15 protein-coding genes are annotated in these 19,887 nt (G+C 44.7%); 6 read left to right on the top strand and 9 right to left on the bottom strand.

Annotated elements, in window-relative coordinates:
• Positions 1-25: 25 nt before the first annotated feature.
• The gene (locus QME20_RS03300; RefSeq protein WP_281715452.1) at positions 26-1,216 is read left to right on the top strand and encodes a porin; all 1,191 of its coding nucleotides are present in this window, start codon (positions 26-28) and stop codon (positions 1,214-1,216) included.
• Positions 1,217-1,502: 286 nt separating this feature from the next.
• On the opposite strand, the gene asd is transcribed toward QME20_RS03300, so the two are convergent.
• Positions 1,503-2,627 (bottom strand): aspartate-semialdehyde dehydrogenase, encoded by a 1,125-nt coding sequence (gene asd / locus QME20_RS03295; RefSeq protein ID WP_281715451.1) that lies wholly within the window; start codon positions 2,625-2,627, stop codon positions 1,503-1,505.
• Positions 2,628-3,110: 483 nt separating this feature from the next.
• Here asd and QME20_RS03290 point away from each other — a divergent pair, with 483 nt between their 5' ends.
• On the top strand, positions 3,111-3,677 hold the full coding sequence (locus tag QME20_RS03290; protein WP_049585883.1) for a cytochrome b: 567 nt from the start codon (positions 3,111-3,113) through the stop codon (positions 3,675-3,677).
• Here QME20_RS03290 and QME20_RS03285 read toward each other — a convergent pair.
• Positions 3,654-3,851, bottom strand: coding sequence for a diguanylate cyclase (locus tag QME20_RS03285; RefSeq protein ID WP_262385675.1), 198 nt, complete (start codon positions 3,849-3,851; stop codon positions 3,654-3,656). The genes QME20_RS03290 and QME20_RS03285 overlap by 24 nt on opposite strands.
• A gap of 328 nt (positions 3,852-4,179) precedes the next feature.
• Between QME20_RS03285 and QME20_RS03280 the strand changes: the two genes are divergently transcribed.
• Positions 4,180-4,677 carry a YgjP-like metallopeptidase domain-containing protein gene (locus QME20_RS03280; protein WP_049585887.1) on the top strand — a complete coding sequence of 166 codons (498 nt, stop codon included), beginning with the start codon at positions 4,180-4,182 and terminating at the stop codon, positions 4,675-4,677.
• Between the two features lie 112 nt (positions 4,678-4,789).
• Entirely contained in the window at positions 4,790-5,209 is a 420-nt protein-coding gene (locus QME20_RS03275) for a CBS domain-containing protein (RefSeq protein ID WP_049585888.1), read from the top strand.
• A 103-nt stretch (positions 5,210-5,312) separates the two neighbouring features.
• Here QME20_RS03275 and QME20_RS03270 read toward each other — a convergent pair whose 3' ends face one another.
• Positions 5,313-8,354, bottom strand: coding sequence for an efflux RND transporter permease subunit (locus QME20_RS03270; protein ID WP_281715450.1), 3,042 nt, complete (start codon positions 8,352-8,354; stop codon positions 5,313-5,315).
• 3 nt (positions 8,355-8,357) lie between these two features.
• The gene (locus tag QME20_RS03265; protein ID WP_281715479.1) at positions 8,358-9,440 is read right to left on the bottom strand and encodes an efflux RND transporter periplasmic adaptor subunit; all 1,083 of its coding nucleotides are present in this window, start codon (positions 9,438-9,440) and stop codon (positions 8,358-8,360) included.
• Positions 9,441-9,650: 210 nt separating this feature from the next.
• Between QME20_RS03265 and QME20_RS03260 the strand changes: the two genes are divergently transcribed.
• Together QME20_RS03260 and QME20_RS03255 are read left to right on the top strand one after the other, a co-directional pair.
• Positions 9,651-10,265 (top strand): TetR/AcrR family transcriptional regulator, encoded by a 615-nt coding sequence (locus tag QME20_RS03260; RefSeq protein WP_014948887.1) that lies wholly within the window; start codon positions 9,651-9,653, stop codon positions 10,263-10,265.
• Between the two features lie 508 nt (positions 10,266-10,773).
• Positions 10,774-12,855, top strand: a complete 2,082-nt coding sequence (locus tag QME20_RS03255) for a TonB-dependent siderophore receptor (protein ID WP_281715449.1) — start codon at positions 10,774-10,776, stop codon at positions 12,853-12,855.
• Positions 12,856-12,949: 94 nt separating this feature from the next.
• Here the strand turns inward: QME20_RS03255 and QME20_RS03250 are convergent, their stop codons facing one another.
• From QME20_RS03250 to QME20_RS03230, 5 genes are all read right to left on the bottom strand, one after another.
• The gene (locus tag QME20_RS03250; RefSeq protein WP_239247238.1) at positions 12,950-13,441 is read right to left on the bottom strand and encodes a GNAT family N-acetyltransferase; all 492 of its coding nucleotides are present in this window, start codon (positions 13,439-13,441) and stop codon (positions 12,950-12,952) included.
• Between the two features lie 93 nt (positions 13,442-13,534).
• Entirely contained in the window at positions 13,535-16,714 is a 3,180-nt protein-coding gene (locus QME20_RS03245) for an efflux RND transporter permease subunit (protein WP_281715448.1), read from the bottom strand.
• A gap of 9 nt (positions 16,715-16,723) precedes the next feature.
• The gene (locus QME20_RS03240; protein ID WP_281715447.1) at positions 16,724-17,872 is read right to left on the bottom strand and encodes an efflux RND transporter periplasmic adaptor subunit; all 1,149 of its coding nucleotides are present in this window, start codon (positions 17,870-17,872) and stop codon (positions 16,724-16,726) included.
• Positions 17,873-18,011: 139 nt separating this feature from the next.
• Positions 18,012-19,127: a GGDEF domain-containing protein gene (locus QME20_RS03235; RefSeq protein ID WP_239259109.1), complete on the bottom strand. Its 1,116-nt coding sequence runs from the start codon at positions 19,125-19,127 to the stop codon at positions 18,012-18,014.
• Positions 19,128-19,129: 2 nt separating this feature from the next.
• Positions 19,130-19,741, bottom strand: coding sequence for an ABC-type transport auxiliary lipoprotein family protein (locus QME20_RS03230; protein WP_239259111.1), 612 nt, complete (start codon positions 19,739-19,741; stop codon positions 19,130-19,132).
• Positions 19,742-19,887: the final 146 nt, after the last annotated feature.

Raw genomic sequence — 19,887 nt, 5'->3', positions numbered from 1 at the left:
AAATCGTTTTTCTTCTTGTCTTCTGTTGAGTACTTTATGTGCGTCGCTTTTCCATACGACTGTTTTAGCGGCTGAGGTTGATGTCGAGCGTGAATCTAGCGAAACGTTCTCTCAATACAATGGCAACGGCCTTTCATTTCAAAGCGACAACAATACCTTCTCACTACGCGTGCGCGGTAGACTTCAGTTTCGCTATGCCAATCCCGGTATAAGCCAGCCTACCGAGCGTGCTGACTTTGAGCATAATGCCGGTAATCAATTTGGCATTAACAGGGCGCGGGTTAAATTAGATGGTCACATTGGTTTGCCTTGGATTAAATATGGTGTGGAATACGATGCTGTCGATCAGCGCACGCTCACCGCTACACTATCCTTTGAAAAGTATGACGCGCTTCGGTTAAAGGTTGGTCAGTGGAAAGTCGAGTATTCCAGAGAGCGCAGTGTAAGCAGTGGCGGCCAGCAAATGATGGATCGTTCAATCATCAACAGAATATTTACGCTAGATAGGCAAATGGGGGCATCCCTTTACGGAAATCTTGATGGTCCAGGCGCGGCCAATTTCAATTACTGGGTAGGAGTATTCAATGGCTCAGGCCGTGGTGATTATAGCAATCACGATGGCGAGAATATGTATACAGGGCGATTACAGTGGAATTTCTTAGGTGAGTCTGTCGGGTTTAAAAACAGTGACATTAAACGAACAGCTACCCCCAAAGCAGCGCTAGCAATAGCAGGGGCGAAGTTCAAAAGCCAGTTTACACGTTTTTCATCGTCTGGCGCTGGTAATTTAGCCAACTTTAGTGCGGGCGAAATCGAAGGTCAGTACGACATTCAGCAGTTTGTGATTGATGGTGCCTATTTTTATAAAGGGTTTAATGCTCAAGCGGAATATCATGAAAAAGATATTGTAGATTTAGCGAACAACAATAGAGAAACTACGCTGCGCGGCTATTATGTGCAGGCAGGTTATTTCTTGAGTGAATCAATCAGCTGGTGGCCAGAGCCCCTTGAAATGGCTGCACGGTTCGGGACCTATTCGCCCCGAGCCAGTGAACAAGACGATCGCTTTTTTGAAAAGACAGTGGCATTCAACTATTTTTTTAATGGCCACAAAAACAAACTAACCGCAGAGGTAAGCAGGGTTTCACTGGATCAGTTCGATACTGAAGTAGGGGACGAGACCATCTACTCTCTGCAGTGGGACGTCACTTTTTAACTACTCACGCCGAGTGAGCAAGAAACTCACCTAGTGTGTTATCAAGGCGAGCCTTGTCTACGGGCTTGCCCACATGGGCATCCATTCCTGCCGCGTGACAGCTGTCGATATCTTGCTGCATGGCGTTAGCCGTCAGGGCAATGATGGGGATTTTTTCTGCGGAACGTGTGATGAAGGCAGAAAGTGGGGCGCCTTTATTGGCTTTTATAGCCTGATAAAAAACGCCTTGCGTGTAACGACACAGCAAGGCGCTCTAAATTCAGATTAATTTGCTATAAGCTTGTCGTTACTTTTGCTCAAGCACAATGCGCAGCATTCTGCGAAGCGGCTCTGCGGCACCCCACAATAGCTGGTCGCCAACAGTAAATGCCGAGACATATTCAGGACCCATGTTAAGCTTGCGAATACGGCCTACGGGAATAGACAGTGTACCGGTCACTTTCGCTGGCGTAAGTTCTTGCATCGTCGCGTCGCGATCGTTAGGAATCACTTTTACCCAGTCGTTGTGATTAGCCAAGATTGTTTCAATTTCGGCTAGAGGCAAGTCTTTCTTCAGCTTAAGTGTGATAGCCTGGCTATGACAGCGCATGGCGCCAACACGTACACAAATACCGTCAATCGGCACTTCACTGCCTTTAATACCTAAAATCTTGTTGGCTTCCGCTTGGGCTTTCCATTCTTCGCGGCTTTGACCTGAAGGTAGTTGCGAATCGATGTACGGAATTAAGCTACCCGCAAGCGGAACACCGAACTGTTCACTAGGGTAGTCTGCGCTTCGAATAAACTCAGACACTTGCTGGTCAATTTCTAAAATCGCGGTAGCAGGATCTTCAACTTTAGCTTTCACATTACTGTGAATTGCACCCATTTGATTAATTAGCTCACGCATGTGCTGTGCACCCGAACCTGAAGCGGCTTGATAGGTCATTGGCGAAGCCCATTCAACCAAGTCTTTCTCAAACAGGCCACCGAGTGCCAGCAGCATAAGGGAAACCGTGCAGTTTCCACCTACGTAGGTACGAATGCCTTTTTCAATGCCGCTATCAATTTCTTTGCGGTTTACTGGATCTAGAATAATTACGGCATCGTCTTTCATACGAAGCGCTGACGCAGCATCAATCCAATAACCGTTCCAGCCAGTGGCTCTTAAATCGTTGTACACGGCTTTTGTGTAGTCGCCGCCCTGACAGGTAATAATGATATCCTGTTTAGATAGCGCTTCGATATCGTGCGCATCTTCTAGAACACCAGCATCCTTTCCAGCAAAATCTGGTGCTGCACTACCTTTTTGCGAGGTAGTGAAAAAGGTGGGCTCAATGTGCGCGAAATCTTGCTCTTCTTGCATGCGCTGCATTAATACTGAGCCAACCATACCGCGCCAGCCCACTAAACCTACTTTTTGTTGTGACATTAAATTGAGAACCCTTGTTACTAAAATGAAAAGTACTTCACCGCTTATGTTTGTAAAAATTGGTCAATACCCAGACCTTTTAATTAATTGGCGTGTATTGGAAAAACATAAAAGTGATGTCGAGCGCCGCGTGCCTAGGGCACTGGCGCAATACCTGTCGTTTTTATTTTTGTCTTTGCAGTCTAAGTGTTATTCATCCCGCTGGCTAGATGGTTTTTATAAATAATCTATCGCTGATATAAGCATTTTAGAAACGGCTAGTTCATGGCAAAAAATTTCAACAAAACACTTGAAGGAGCAATCAAAGCGCAGGGTAGAGAGTGAACCTGTATTAACCCCTCAATGTGTTTATGCACTGCTTACGGTCTAAAAATTGCTCTATGAATAGAATTAATCCCTCACAATGTGTGAGGAGATATACAATATTGAGATACGCTTTAAGGAAAACGTAGTTCTTAATATGAAAATAAAAGTGAGGAACGCATGCAGTACGATAGTCATAACAAATTTGCTACCACTACGGTATTTTTGCATTGGTTGGTTGGATTAACCATTATTGGCTTGCTTGCCACGGGGATTTACATGTCGGAAAACGGTGTATATGCACTATACCCCTGGCACAAAGCGATTGGTTTTCTTGTACTCTTTGTAGCACTAGCACGTGTGGTATGGCGCATGAAAAATGGTTGGCCTAGCGCTGCTGCTAAATATAAGCCAATAGAGCACAAATTAGCGTCAGTTGTGCACTGGGTGTTGATTATCGCCACGCTCTTAATGCCAATTTCAGGCTTGATGGCGTCGGTATTGGGTGGGCACGGGCTGTCAGTTTTTGGCCTGGAGGTTTTCGCGCCAAATTATAGTGTTGAAGATCCTGAGAAAACACTACCGATAAATTACGAGCTTTCCAAAGCAGGTGGCGCTATACACTTCTATCTTGGTTATACCGTTATTGTCGCACTCTTGCTACACATTGCTGGCGCTCTTAAGCATCATTTCGTTGATAAAGATGGCACATTGAAGCGCATGCTAGGCAAAACCATTGGGGAGTAGTACTTCGTCGCCCGTATCATGACCGAAAATATCGTTCACCGCTTTGAAGCCGTTCAGGTCAATTAACGCGAGAGCGAAGTGGCGGTTTTTTCTCATTAACTTCGCAATCGGTTTTTCACCGCCATTGCGATTATAAATACCTGTGAGTGCACCAAAGTCTGTCTGTAAGGCCAGTTTCTGGAGTTCGTGTTTTCGACTAGAAGCATCATTCAGCGTAAGCTGATAGTAGCGTTCGCCATCTTCAGTGGCTAAAGGGCTGGCGATTAGTTGAATTCATGTGGCGTCGTCAGTTTTCTCTGGTTTTAGTTTATATTCACCCGTAGCAAACTCATTGCGAGCAAAAGCCTTTAATCAATAAATTACAGTTGTTGTAAGGCGTAGTGTAGCTAATGTCCCCTCCATCAAAGCTTCTTGCGGGAACAATACCGTAAACCTCGGTGGGGACTTTCACTGTCTACGGCTCCAATTTGCTTTATAATTCCTGACGTAAAGGAGAAAAAACGTGAATGAATATGCGCGGTATTTTAACGGCTACCCTTCAACTATTGTGGAGCAAGCCTTACAGCTCATTTCCAGCAATCGGCTACAGCGTTATTTACTAAAAAAATACCCAGAGGCCCATGATATAACCACCGACAAATTGCTGTATCAGTACGCGACGGAATTAAAAAAGCGATACTTAAAAAATGCGCCACCGTTTGGGCGAGCCGCGTTTAAAAAGCAAGGTGATATGATAACTAACGCGCTAGGTACGCATACTTACCGTATGCAGGGTAAAACGCGCAAACACGATTTGGCCATTAATAACGATTTACTCTATGCCCCAGAGGCCTTATTAAAAGCCCTTGTAGTGCATGAACTGGCGCACTTCAAAGAAAAAGACCACAACAAAGCCTTTTATAAGCTTTGCTGCTATATGGAGCCAGATTATCATCAACTAGAGCTGGATTTACGCTTGTTCTATGTGGCCGTATCAATGGGAGAAAATCCGTACACGTAACATGAGAATGCCTTATTGGGTGTCGCTATGTTTAACCCGTGTTAGGTACAATTGTCGTGTGCTTGCTATAACTAAATTAAAGCCGAAGCACTGGAATTAATGAGGAGTATTAATGAGCATTGCTAAAATTATGTCTACGCGGGTGGTTAGCGTGCACATGGATGACAGTTTACAGTCATTGCGCGAGCTCTTTGCTGCTGCGGAGTTTCATCATTTGGTCGTGGTGCATGACAATAAGCTGCAGGGGATTATATCTGACAGAGACGTGATGAAATCGATTAGTCCTTTTGTAGATACCTTAAGCGAACGAAAGCTTGATCGCGCTACATTGGATAAAAAAGCGCACCAAATCATGACTCGTGAAGTCATTACACTTAACCCAAGTGACTCTGTTTATTCGGCTATTGAGCTTTTTAATACCCACAAAATTTCCTGCATTCCTATTATCGACACGAAAAGGCATCCAGTAGGAATGGTGTCGTGGCGCGATGTGATGAAGTTTATGCAAAGTAGGGTAGAGGCAAAGCGTTAGGTCGGTACTCGTATGTTATTAATAGTGAACACCGCTTGAAAGGGGAGTGGTCTCTCTACCTGCGTTTATAAATTGCGGTGAAGAGACCGTTAGTTTTAAAGCGTTAGCTTTTGCGGTAGCTGACTTTAAACAGCAAACTGTAGAGTACGGGCACAGCGATAAGTGTAAGTACCGTCGCAAAGGCCAGGCCACCCATAATGGTCACTGCCATATCGGCAAAGAAGGCGTCGAACAGCAGCGGCGCCATCCCTAATATGGTCGTTACCGCCGCCAGTGAAACAGGGCGTACACGGCTGATAGTAGCGTCAACAATCGCTTGGCGAATGGCTAAGCCTTCTTCTATCTGAAGGTCAATTTCTTCAATAAGTACAATAGCGTTCTTAATAAGCATGCCAAACAAGCTTAAGAAGCCGAGTAGCGACATAAAGCCAAACGGCATATCGGTACCTAATAGACCAGAGACTACACCAACAATAGCCATAGGTACTACAAGCCAGATAATCAGCGGCTGACGAGCATGACCGAATAGCAACACTGAGATAATAAACATGACTAGGAAGCCAGCAGGCAAGCCAGCGCCCAGCGCTTTTTGTGCATCGCTAGAGCTTTCAAATTCGCCACCCCATTCTAATGAATATCCAGCTGGAAGTTCTATGTCTTCAATAAGTGGGCGGATTCTCGCTAACGCTTTGGCTGCAGTTTCATCGTCACCCGGCTCAGCTTCTACCGTAATGGTGCGAACGCGGTCGCGACGGTGAATACGCATTTCTTCGGTCATTAACTCCAAGCCCTGAGATACCTGTGTGAAAGGCACGTATTGGCGCTGTTGCGTAGACCATACTTGTGATTCACGTATTGATTGAAGCTCGGTATCTTCAGCCTTACCCATCTTTGCAATAATGTTGTAAGCATAATCACCGTCTTGCACCGTACCTAGCTGAACGCCGCTACTTGCATACTGTATGGTCTGGCTAAAGTCACTATGCGAAACGCCAGCAATCCCTGCGTTGTAGTTGTCAAACTGCGTATTAATGGCAAAGCCTTTTTCACGCCAGTTATGTCGAACGTCTTTCACTTGTCCGTCAGCAAAAAGCAGTGCTTTGGCTTCATCCGCCAGTTCGCGAAGTATTTCAGTATCTGGGCCTGAAAAACGGGCCTCAAGTTTTGCACCAGAGCCGGGGCCAAACTGCATGCGCTCCATATAAAAGCTAGCGTCGAAGTCCAGGTCGGTAAGCTTACTCGCAAGCGCGCTTTGAATAGCCGGAATATTATCAAGTTCATTCGCACGAACCATGAAAAAGGCATAGTTTTCGTTAGCACTTTTAGGTGCATAAGTGAGGGTGAAACGATCGGCGCCTTGCCCTATAAAGGTGGTTACAGCCGTGACGTTTTCCATTCCCAAAATACGAGCTTCAGCTTCTTTTGCAATGACTTCAGTGGCACGTATATCTCTATCTTGCGGGCCCCAATAATGCACAAAGAACAGCGGCGCGTTTGACGGAGGGAAGAAGCCTTGTTTTACCATGCCAAAACTTCCATAAGCCACGATAGTAATAACAAACAGTGCACCAATGGTTACCCAACGAAGCTTAAGTGCGCCTAAAAGTGCACGCTTAAACCAGCGTTGCGATGCAGAGAGTTCGTTGCCTGTGGTTTGCCCAATACCTTTGCGGTAAAAATATGCGCCAAGCACGGGCACTAAGGTTACCGCTAATACCCAACTTATCATGAGGGAAACCAACACTACGGCAAACAACGAATAAAGAAACTCGCCTGTAGCATCGTTTGAAAGGCCTATGCCTGAAAAAGCCGCAATACCGATAACGGTTGCGCCAAGTAAAGGCCACTGCGTACGCTTAACAATAAAGCTGGCTGATTCTTTGGCTGTAGAGCCGGTGGCCATGCGCAGCATCATCCCCTCAGCAACTACGATAGCGTTATCTACCAGCATACCCATGGCGATAACCATGGCACCAAGTGATATCCTTTGAAGCTGAATATCCATAAGCCACATGATTAGAATAGTACCTAGTACGGTGACAAGTAGCACAGAGCCAACTACCACGCCTGAGCGCCATCCCATGAACAAACATAGCGTTAAGGTAACAACCGCCACCGACATAACGAGGTTATTAATAAAGCCACTAACCGATTCGTCGACGACTGAGGCCTGATCGTAAATAGGCGTAAGCGTAATACCGACAGGCAGTTCTTGAAGCAGCTTTTCTACTTTTGCGTTAACGCGCTCGCCCACATCAACAATGTTAACGTCGGTCAACGCTGATACTGAAAGCGTAAGTGCTTCTTCGCCGTTGTAGCGTACATGAACGGGCTGTATGTCGGCAGGCTCTAACTTTAGCGTGGCAATATCAGCAACCCGAAGGGAACGATTTGTGCCAGGCACTACCACTGACAGATTAGATATTTCTTCTAGTCTGTCTGGCGCGCGCTCTACAATTAGGCGCACATTTTTTTCGTCAACTTTAATACGGCCGCCGTTGAACGGGCGCAGGTTGTCTTCAAAAAGAGAGGCGAGATCAGGAAATGAAATGCCTAAGCCTGCGAGTTGATAAGGGTTGATATAGGCCACTATCTGTTCTCTTTGAACGCCAGTGACATTTACTTTGGCAACACCTTCTGTAGTAAGCAGGTCACGTCGAATAATTCGGGCGAATTCTCGAAGCTCCCGGGTATCGAAATCAGGTGCACTTAACGCGTAATAAAGCCCGTAAACGTCACCAAAATCATCAAATACCACTGGGTTTTGTGCACCCGTTGGCAACGAGCTTGCGGTGTCGCGAAGTCGCTTTCTCAACTCATCCCATATCTGTGGTAAGAGGTTGCTGTCGTAAGTACTCTTAACTTCAACGGTAATTTCTGAAAGGCCCGGCGATGAAACTGACGTCACTTCCTTTAACTGCGGCATTTGCTGAATGGCAATTTCCAATCGTTCAGTGACTTCACGTTCTACCTTTTCAGCACTGGCTCCAGGATAGTTGGTGTATACCTTTACCTGTTTGATGGTAAACGCAGGGTCTTCTAAGCGACCAATTTTGCTCATAGCCAAAATGCCGCCTAAAAGCAGGATGACTACCATTAGCCAAATGTTGACGGGCTTATCAATTGAATAGCGTGCGATATCCATAAATTACTTCTCTCCTTGGTAAGGAAGTACTTTCATGTCTGCACGCATTTGTGTTGCTCCAGCAGCAACCACTTGCTGGCCAAGAGTGATTTCACCTTGGCTTTTACCTTCGATAATTGCTAGTTCATTTTCAATATGCTTAACATTTACAGCTCGCTTTGTTACTGCATTCGTTTCTTCGTTGTATACCCATACGGCAAAGCCAGAGTCCTTGTTACCCACAAGTGATCTTACAGGCACAACAAAGCCTTCTGGATAAAGGCTACCTTGTAGGCTGACTTTTACCACTGCGCGCGCGCCCGGTGTTAGGGGAAGTTCTTCGCGAGGCTCCATGGCAAACACCACTTCATAAGTTTGCGACACAGGATCAGGTTGGGTAGAGTGCTCTACATAGTTCACCGGATACCACTGACTGCGATTGGTGGCTAATGTGGCGCTGGCTTGTTTTATCCCACGGCCAATATTGGCAGTAAGTAAGCGCTCAGGAACATTTATGTTGAAGTATATTTTAGACACATCTTGCAGGCGAGCAATCGGCGTTCCTGCGGCAACAAAACTGTTATTTTCAACAAGTCGTTGAGATACTTTTGCATCAAAAGGAGCATATAGCTGTGTGTAGCTCAAATCTTGCTCTGCATTTTTTAAGTCGATAACCGCTAGTTCGTAAGATGTTTTTGCAGTATCCAGAGAGCTCTGTGCAACTAGCTTTTGAGCGAACATTTTCTCAATTCTATCAAGCTCTCGTTTGGCCTGTTCAAGTCGTGTCGTAGACTCGTCCACGCGTCTTTCGAATGGTTTACGATCAATAGTGGCAAGTAACTTGCCTTTATTGATATCACTGCCTGTCACCAAGTCAGTCTGGATAAGGCGGCCTGAAACTTCAAAGCTTAAATCGACGGTCTTCACTGCCGATACAACGGCAGGGAAGGTGAATTCGTCAAAATCTGGAATGTTGCTAACCGTAGCGAGTTTGACATAACGAGGTGCAACGTTTGCTTGTTGCTCGGCAGGCTCTTCGGAAGAACATGCACTTAAAGTGGAAACCGATAAAACGCTTAAAAATAAAATGTGAGAGAATCGCATCATGGACATAGGTGTATGTAATCCATAGTCAGGGTAATTAAAGTATAGATGTGTAAACCCCAGGTAGTGATGGTATGCACAACGGCAGCAAAGATAGTTATTACCTAAAGTAAACTGGTGAGTGCATTTTAGTGCGGTCGCATTGAAAAGTAAACTGTTCGGTGTAAAATGATCGGGTTAATGTAGCGGATAACTAATTTTGAGAATTTCCATATGGTAGGCAACACACGTACGCGTAGCGACATCAAACGCGAAGCCATTATTCAGGCGGCAACACAGGCGTTCCAAGAGTTTGGCGTTAACGGCACAAGCATGGATAAGCTGGCTGAACTGGCAAATGTGTCAAAGCGCACGGTGTACAATCACTTTTCTACAAAAGAAGAGCTGGTGATGCATTTGGTTACGCAGCAGTGGCAAACGGCTATTTTAAATATTAATAAAAAGTACGATGCTACGCTTCCGCTAGACGAGCAGCTAGAAGACCTTATTTTGCAAGACATTGAGTTTATGGTGAGTGAATCACACCTCGATTTAGCTCGGGTTGCGATTGGCCACTTCTTCTACGAGCCGGAAAAACTAAAAGATGAAGTTGCGCAATTAAAAGCCCAAGAGACGGCTATGCACCGCTGGTTAAAGGATGCCAAAGCCGACAATAAACTCGCGTTTGACGACTTGGATCGGGTTGTCGATGAAATTGATAGCTTAGTAAAAGGACAGTGCTTTTGGCCTCAGCTGTTCAAAATAGAAGATTCCCTCAGCGATAACGATAAGAAGAGCTTAGCAAAAAACACAGTGGCTTTGATTTTAAGCCGCTATGCTGTTGTGTAGTTGGCAGTCTGTATCAATGAGTTTGTTCAAGGCTCTATCAGTATCGAAGGGCCATTGAACTTTTACTTCCCAAACATTTTTTCCGCTTATCCGTCTTCGCGCTAACTTCACAGATCCCTCTTGATTCACACGGACTACACTTCAGATGATGTAGCCAGTAAATACCTTTTCACTTAGCTGTTTGTTCTCCCTGTCGCTTGGCCTCCGGCACTGGCAATATGCGCCTCTATAATCGTACGAAATATACCCAACTGCTTATTCTTTAGTCTAATTTGGCGTAATTTTAGTCAGATTCATCTAAAAAATTAAGAAAATTTTAAAGAGTTTTTAAATTTTGTTGCTTTTGCTCTCGTCATTTGTTCTAAATTTTTATAATATCCCGACCAAAAATAACAACTATTATTATTTGCAATTGCAAAATTCGGCAGAAAGCCGGGTCGTGATAATAGGGTTTTACAGATTTTTAAAAGTAAACACACAACACTTACAGAACACTTGGAGAGCAATTTTGGAATTCAAACTCACGAGTATTGCTGCTGCGATAATTCTAAGCCCAGCAACTTTTGCTGCTGATATGGAAGATATTGAGAGACTAACGGTGAAAGGTAAGTACCTTTCGGTTAACCAGTCCAACTCTATCAAAAGCCCTACACCTATTATCGACGTGCCACAGAGCTTGTCGATTATTACGGCTGAAGAAATAACGGCTCGCGGTATTACTAGCATTGGACAAATTATTGACTACGCACCAGGTGTTAATACATCGCAAGGTGAAGGTCACCGCGACGCGGTAGTATTCCGTGGCGTGCGCTCTACTGCAGATTTCTACTTAGATGGTAACCGTGATGACGTTCAATACTACCGTGCACTTTACAATGTTGAACAGGTAGAAATTCTTCGTGGTCCAAATGCATTGCTATTCGGTCGCGGTGGTACGGGCGGTATCTTAAATCGTGTATCTAAGAAAGCGAAAACGAGCGATAAGTTTGTAAACTACAACGTATCTGCTAATACGTTTGGTGCATACAACTTACAGTTAGACACCAATGTTGACACGGGCGATAAGTCGGCCCTGCGCATTAACGCCATGTACGAAAGCTTAGATAATCATCGCGACTTCTTTTACGGAGATCGTTACGGCTTCAACCCAACGGCACGCTTTGAGTTAAGCGATGACACAATTGTTGATGTGTCGTATGAATATATCGACCACGAGCGCTTTATTGACCGCGGTGTGCCAACAGCCAACGGCGAGCCAGTTGAAGCGTTTGAAGAAATCGTGTTTGGCGATCCAGATAACAATTACCAAACATTGGGCGCTGACGTGTTCCGTGCAAACGTTGAGCACACTTTCTCAGATAACCTGAAAGGTAACTTCAACGCTTTTTACGGTGACTATGACAAAGTTTACTCGACCTTTTATGCGGCAGGTTATAACGCTGAGACTGAGCAAGTAACGCTAGACGGATACGTTGATACTACGCAGCGTGAAAACATGATCTTGTCTTCTAACCTAGTTGGCGAATTTGAAACGGGAAGCATTGGGCACACGGTTATCTTCGGTGGTGAGGTTATTAATACCAAGTCAAACCAAGATCGTTACAACCCTGTGTTTGATTCCACTGACGGTGATAGAGAAACGTTTAATATTTCACGTCCGTTAAGCTTCCGTGGTTTAACTGGTACAAATGCTGAAGGCGTAACAGTTACAGCAGACTTCTCTGACTTGAACGACGATACGCATGTAGACTTGGATGTATACTCTTTCTATGTTCAAGATGAAATTGCACTATCAGACAACTTCGACCTTGTACTAGGTGCACGTTTTGACAGCTTCGATATTGAAGTATTCAACGCGGACCCTGAAGTTTTAGAGACACGCAGCAGAAAAGACGAAGAAGTGTCACCGCGTGCAGGCCTAGTGTATAAGCCACAGAAAAATATCTCTATATACGCTAGCTACAGTGAGTCATTCTTGCCACGCAGCGGCGAGCAATATGCGAATATTAATGGCGACGCAAACGCGCTAGATCCAGACACGTTCACGAACCAAGAAATTGGTGTTAAGTGGGACTTCAACGACAGCATGAGCTTTACAGCAGCTATCTTTGAGAACGAGCAGACGTCATTGGATAACGACCCGAATGACCCTGAAAGCTTTGTTGAAGTTGACTCAGATGTATCTGGTTTTGAGCTACAGCTGCAAGGTTATATCACAGACAAGTGGTATATTACTGCGAACTACAGCAACCTTGATGGCGAAAATGCAAGTGGTGTGGAGCTTCGTGAGCTACCTGAAAACACCATGTCAGTATGGACAACCTACGAAGTGAATGAAGTATTTGGCTTCGGCATTGGTGCTACATATCAGGACGAAAGTAAAGTATCGACAAGTGCTACGTCACCTGTACTGCCAAGCTATACCCGTGTTGATGCGTCTGCTTACTACACGCTTAGCGACAAAATGCGCCTTCAGTTAAACGTTGAAAACTTGACTGATACGCTTTACTTCCCGAATGCACACTCTACGCATCAGGTAACAGTAGGTGCGCCAATTAATGCGCGTCTATCACTGATTGGTTCTTTCTAAACTAACCGTCAGTTTTAAAATATTGTTTAAAAGCCATTCGCGAAAGCGAATGGCTTTTTTTATCTCTGCACTTTGTATTTAGAGACTTTGTGCTCTATTCGCCTTGCTTTGCAAAGTCGATAAGTGTCTGTCCATCCATACGATAGCCTAACCATTCACTCTTTGGTTTAGCGCCAAGTGACTCGTAAAAATCGATAGCTGGTTTGTTCCAATCTAATACGCTCCATTCGAAACGCCCGCAGTCGTTTTCTACCGCTGTTTTAGCTAAGTGTTGCAATAATGCTTTCCCTGCACCCAGGCCACGTGATTTTGGTGAAACATACAAATCTTCAAGGTAGAGTCCATTGCGTCCTTGCCACGTAGAGTAATTAAAGAAATACACAGCGAAACCAATAGGCGCGTCAGCGCTTTCACACATTACACAATGCGCGGTTGCGCCTTCTCCGAATAATGTTTTTAATAGCGCTTCTTCATCTGCTTCTACTTCATGCTCTGCTTTTTCATAAATAGCAAGTTCCAGAATGAACTGGCGAATTTGTGAAATATCCTCAGGCGTGGCTGGTCTTATTGAAATGGTGTTGCTCATGGTGACTCCCATCATAAATAATCAAAAAAAATGAGCCAATAAAGGCTCATTTTAAAACAGTTAGGTGTTTGTAGCTTTTCTCAGCGATAAAAGCTAGTCCATCGATGCACTTGGCTGAGGTACATGTGTATGAGAAGTACTATTGCCGTCGTTATCCTTAGTAGGCTTTTTGCGTACAATCTTGCGCTTAATAAACGTAAACGGACCACGTAAATCAAGCAGTATTAAGTACAAGCACGGCACCAATATAAGCGTTACAAGCGTAGCGTAAAGTACAGCAAAACCGAGTGCCGCAGCCATTGGTACAACAAACGCTGCCTGTAGGCTTGTTTCAAACATAATGGGCAGTACGCCCACAAACGTAGTGATTGAGGTTAACGTAATCGCTCGGAAGCGCGCGGTACCAGCCTCGGTCACCGCTTCTTTAATGCTGTAGCCTTGTGCACGGCGCTGGTTCACAAAGTCAGTCATAACTAGTGAGTCATTGATAACAACCCCTGCGGCAGCGATTAGGCCAAAGTTAGACATCATAGATAAGTCTAAGCCCAGCACAAAGTGGCCGAAGACTGCGCCTGTAAAGCTAAACGGGATAACCGACATGATAATAAGTGGTTGCCCATAACTTTTAAGTGGTACAGCAAGAAGGATATACACCATGATCATGGCAGCTAAGAAAAACAATATCTGCTCATTCTGTTGCGCTTGCTGCTCCTCAATGTCACCGCCAAGTTCAGTCATAACCGACGGGAACGACTCTTTTAATTGAGGAAGTAGCTTCTCTCTAATTTCAGTGACCACTTCGTTTGGTTCAATCTTTTCTTCATCGATATTGCCCCAAATGTAAACGCTACGGTATCCACCTTCACGGCGAATGTAGCTTATACCTGGTTTCTCCTCTAAGGCCACAACGTCACCCAGCATAACTTCCTGACCATTAGGCGTGGTGATCAAAGAGTACTTCAAGTCGGCGAAGCGTTCGCGGGTAAGCTCTGGGTAGCGCACCATCACTTTCACTTCTTCACCCTTTCGAATAACACGTTGTGCCTCGCCGCCGTAGAAGCCAGCACCTACTTGAGAAGCGATATTAGACAGAGTAAGACCCAAGTCGTACGCAACTGGAAGCAATGTCATTTGTACTTCTTTGCTTGGAGGGTCGATAGTTGAGCTAACGTCAAACAAGCCTTCTTGCTGCTGCAGCATTTCAATAAATTTAAGACCTGCTGCGTTTAGGGTGTCGATATCAGGGCCAAAGAGTAAATAGCCAAATTCGCCGTCATCACCATCACCGTTTACGTCATCAACTACGGTAAATGATTTCATGCCGGTAATTTCAGGAATGGCTTCGCGCCAGCGACGAGCAAGCTCAAACGTGTCGATAGGGCGGTCTTCTTCGTTAACTAACGGCGCTAAAATACGGCCTTCAGTTCTGTCTTCATTAAATGCGAGGCGATCTCTTATCATGCCTTGACCGAACTCATCGATGATTTGTTCTTCAACATCTAAAATTGTTTGCTCAACAATTTTCAACGCGTTAATGGCTGCTAAGTCTGAGACGTTTTCATTCATCTCTATTTTAACGCTTGGAAAGTCATGAGGTACTTTAGGATTTGGCACCATCCTTACGTAATTAGCACCAATTAGGCCCATGCTTAACATTAACAGTGCGACAAACATCATCAGCACTGCCCAGCGCCATTCAATCGCTTTCGCTAGAGAACGCTTGTAAGGACCGTTAACAAAAGCAAAGAATCGCTTGTTAAAACGCGCCCGCCAGCTGTTTGGTTTAACTGGGGAAAATTTAGTGTGGGCTAAGTGTGCCGGCAGAATGAGTTTTGATTCAACTAAGCTGAATGCTAAACACAAGATTACGACAACAGCGATATTGTAGAAGAAAGTGCCTTCAGGTCCGCTGCTTAGCGTAAACGGCGCAAACACGGCGATAGTGGTTAATACACCAAATGTAGCGGGTGTGGCTACGCGCTTGGCACCGCGGATAACATTGTCAACACCGCCACCTTTGCTTTCAATTTCGGTGTAAGCACTCTCGCCAATAACAATGGCATCATCAACCACAATACCTAATACCATTATAAATGCGAACAGTGAGAGGATGTTTATGCTTACACCAAACAAAGGCATTAACATCATGGCACCAAGGAAACATACCGGTAAACCAACCATTACCCACACGGCAAGCCTAAAGCGCAAGAACAGGGTTAACATTAGCGCCACTAGAATTGAGCCTTGAACCAGGTTAGACAACATCATGTCTAAACGAGCGTTAAGGTAATAGGTCATATCAACCAGAATTTCTAGGCTTACTCCTTGAGGAAGGCTTTCGTTTTTCTGATCAATATAGGCTTTTACGGTTTCGGCTACAGGAATGGTGTTTTGGGTTTTAGTGGCTTTAACGGCAATGTAGATAGCGTTCATGCCGTTGTATTTAAAGTAGCGTTCACCTTCAACAAATCCATCGTTGATATAAGCGACATCGCCCAAGGTTACCTTAGCGCCGCCCGCACCGATTTTGATGGGAATTTGCTTAAACTCATCGCCGCTGTAGTACTGGTTTTCAACGCGTACCGATACGATACCTGAGTTAGTTCTAAGCTGACCTGCGGAAATGTTGGCAGAGTAACTATTAATTGCCTGTGTAACGTCGGCAATAGTTAAACCGTACTTTCTAAGCGTATCCGGTTTAATTTCAATGGCAATTTCATCGTCCGGTGTATTGGCTTCAACCAAAGAGATAGAGCCAAGTTGTAGAAGCTCATCTTCCACCTCTTTTGCCAGCACTTTGAGTTCTGACAAAGGCAAGTCACCGACAAGAGGCATTTCAATAACTTGCTGCTGGAACTCTACTTGGGAAACATTAACTGGCTCCATGCCAGCGGGGAAGGTGGCAATACTGTCAACGCGAAGCTTCACCTTATCAAGTACATCTGTTAATTCAGCTTTGGTATCAATTTCCAGTGTAACTGCACCGCCGCCGCGAAATGCACGTGAAACCGTACGCTTAATCTCAGTAATGTCTTTTACTGCTTCCTCAACTTTAATGAAAATACTCTCTTCAATCTCTTGAGGTGAAGCGCCAGGGTAGTTGGCTTCAACGGTGATGTAGTTTATTTCAATGTTTGGAAACATCTGACGCTGAATGGTGAAATAGCTCGCTATACCCATGATGACGATAAAAATCATCAATAGGTTGGCGGCCACGGAGTTTCTGGCGAACCAAGAAATAATGCCTGTTTGTGTATCGTTGTGGTTTTCCATGACAGCTCCTTAGTTTGCTTTTGCTGTCACAATTTCGGTCGTGGTCTCAATGACCTTAACAGGCATACCGTTTTGAGGATATTCAGGCAAACTCATCACGACTTTTTTGGCATTGAAATCGCCTTGAATAAGGAAGTCGCCATTTTCCTCGCGAACAACTTTAACCTTTTGCGATTTTAACCTGTCTTCGTCATCTAACGTCCATAACAATCGATTGGTTACCAACTCTTGAGGTACGCGGTATACGTCACTAAGGGTTTTTCCTTCAAATGCGATTGTGCTATACGAACCAAACTTCACGATAGGCTTCGACGAATTGATGGCGTAAGGATCTTCAATACGGGCAACGAAATAGCTCATACGCGTGGTGTTATCTACCACACCCGTATCACGGTGAATGGTACCTTTTACGGTAGTGCCCTGTACATCATCTACTTCGATGGCGATTTCACTACCAATGGTGTTGTCTGCTAGAAAAACACGGTCAAAGCCTGCTACAGGGAAGGTTACTTCAGCGTATTCGATGTTGTTAATAACAGCGACTGGCGTGCCTTGAGTAACATAGTCACCAGTGCTGATATCTCTCGATACTATAAGTGCATTGTATGGTGCTTTTACCTTACAGTTGTCTAAATCACGCTTGGCGATTTTAAGCTGCGCCTCTGCTGATTTTACACCAGCTTGCGCACTCATCACTTGAGGTTTGCGAAGGTAAAGGTCAGTTACCCTTGCGTTAGGCATCGTTTTCGCTTCTTTGGCAGCAACATCAGCTTGCGCTTGCTCTTGGATAAGCTGTGCTTGCGCGCTAGCGAGGTTAGCTTCAGCCAGCAATAATGCCGCTTCATATGCGTCAGCTTCTATTTCAAATAAGGTTTCGCCACGTCGAACCAGACCGCCGCTCACAAATTTAGGGTTCCAGCGCTCAACTTCTCCCGATACCTGAGCTGCAAGGTTTGTGGTTTCAAGGGGCGTTATTTCGCCATACGAGGTAAGTTGAACGCGCACGTCTTCTGGCGATAAGGCTTCAATAGTCACCATTGGACGGGTATCAACTTCCTCTGTAATAGTATTATCAGAGGCAGAGGCTTCGATTCCTTTCATACCTAAGTAGCCTACTAATAAAACACCAATAGGCAGTGCAACTTTCATCCATTTCATGGCTAAATCTACTTTTATAGCGAATACTTTACATAGTGTAGCGCTAAAGTGTTTCAGGAATACAGCGCAAATGTAACCAAACATGAGTCAATTTTGTATAAAGTCAGTTATCCCTACTAATTTAAACAGGGAAATTGGTTTAGTTTTCTGAAAAAGAGGGGGAGCTCAGCGCCGAAAATTCACACACGCAATCTCGACCATTATCTTTGGCATAGTAAAGTGCTTGGTCTGCTCGACGAACGGCGCAGGAAATATCTATATCGGGATTAACTTCGCTCACCCCGAAACTACTCGTTACATGGATCTCGCTACCGTTAATATTAAGCGGTGCGTTGTTCAAAATATCTCGAATATTTTCCAAAGCATTTACAGCACCCGCTTCATCGGTATCGGTAAAGATGAACATGAATTCTTCGCCACCCCACCGTGCGAGAATATCTTGTCCTCGCAGGCGAGAACTAAACACTTTTGAAATCTGACGAAGGACCTCGTCACCTTGTTCATGGCCTAAGGTGTCATTAATACTTTTAAAGCGGTCAATATCTGCAAGGGCGACCGAAAATTTACGTTTGCTTCTCAGCATTCCTGCGTACTCGCGCTCTAGACACTGCTGCGCCCCTCGCCGGTTTAATAACTGAGTTAAGTGGTCATGCTTGGCCTGGCGCTCAAACTGCTCACTTAAATAAAGTGCGGTGTCGTAACTTTTTTGTCTACTGTACTCATAAAACGCCGACAGAAATGAAACGGTTAAAAAAGAATACAGTAAACGAGTTTTAAACGCGTAGGTGTAGTTTGCTACAAATGAAGCGTCATTGAAGCCGAAAAGTACGATGGCGCTAACTAGCGTGAAGGCAATAAGTGCGATGAGGCCTCTGACAAAGCCTGCAAAAAACATAGTGACTGGCGGCACCAAGTAAATCCAAAGGGGACCGGTATTGTCTTTACCACCGGTAATCAGCAGTAGGAGAGTTAGTACCATTAAACAGATAATGAGAAGTGTTATAGACCATGTACGAGCTTTGGCTGATGCAAACCGAACTTGTAACCGCTGTGAAATAGCAAATACTACACTGGCAGTAAATAGGGTAGTGGAAAGGGAATATTCACCGTCAATAAAAGCCCTGGAGCCAAGCAAGAACGTGATAGACATACCCACTGCCGCAAAAAGGTTCACCACCATAATGCGTCTGTTGGTTTCATCTTTGTAGTGACGGCTTACGCCACTAAATACGTATTGCTTGAGAGAGCCGAACATGATTAAGCAGATTTTGTCACAGTTTTTCTAATATCTTCTGCAAGTTGTTGGATAGTATTTCTCATTGCTTTGATACTTGGAGAAAATCCATCATCTTCAAGGAGCGTTTTGTATAAAAATGGGTAGCTTTGCGTTTGGCCTTCCACGTGAGTAATCACATATTGGCCAGATAGAATAACTTCCCCTTCATAGGTGCTGACAAAATCATTGAGGTGCAACGCCATATGAATGGCTTCTTCACTTGCGTAGTGATCGGGGCGAAGCAATGACACTTGCTTTGATGCTAACGCGCTGGTTAGCGCCTTAGTAAGCCCTTCGTCTACAGGCTCGGCCCACAAGTGACTGGTTGAGATATGCAAGTTGGTGTCACTGGTTTGGTACACAAGCCCACGGTGTTTGAGATATTCCGGTAGGGTTATCTTATCTATTACAACAGCTGTTGATGCTTTGTTTACGGTATATGCACTGTCACCCGTGGTGTGAAGTAAATAGTATGTCAGCGAACGAGGCGCGCTACTACACGCCGATAATACGCAGGTGAAAAGCGCAAATACACCGATAAACAGCGCTTTACCTGTAGGTTGAGATGGGAAAACATTAAACTGCTGTATCATTCTATTTATTCCTTCCATCCTTGTTTTTGAATGTTTCGCTATGGCATTACTGTCAATTGACATTCACTGTAGCGTATTACTTTCTTAATATCGGCTAATTATCAAGGATAAAGAGCATTCATTTTTTACACCATTGTTGCTCGAAA

Source organism: Alteromonas sp. CyTr2 (assembly GCF_947311905.1).
Taxonomy (GTDB): domain Bacteria; phylum Pseudomonadota; class Gammaproteobacteria; order Enterobacterales; family Alteromonadaceae; genus Alteromonas; species Alteromonas macleodii.
This window is presented reverse-complemented; position numbering and strand designations above follow the sequence as displayed.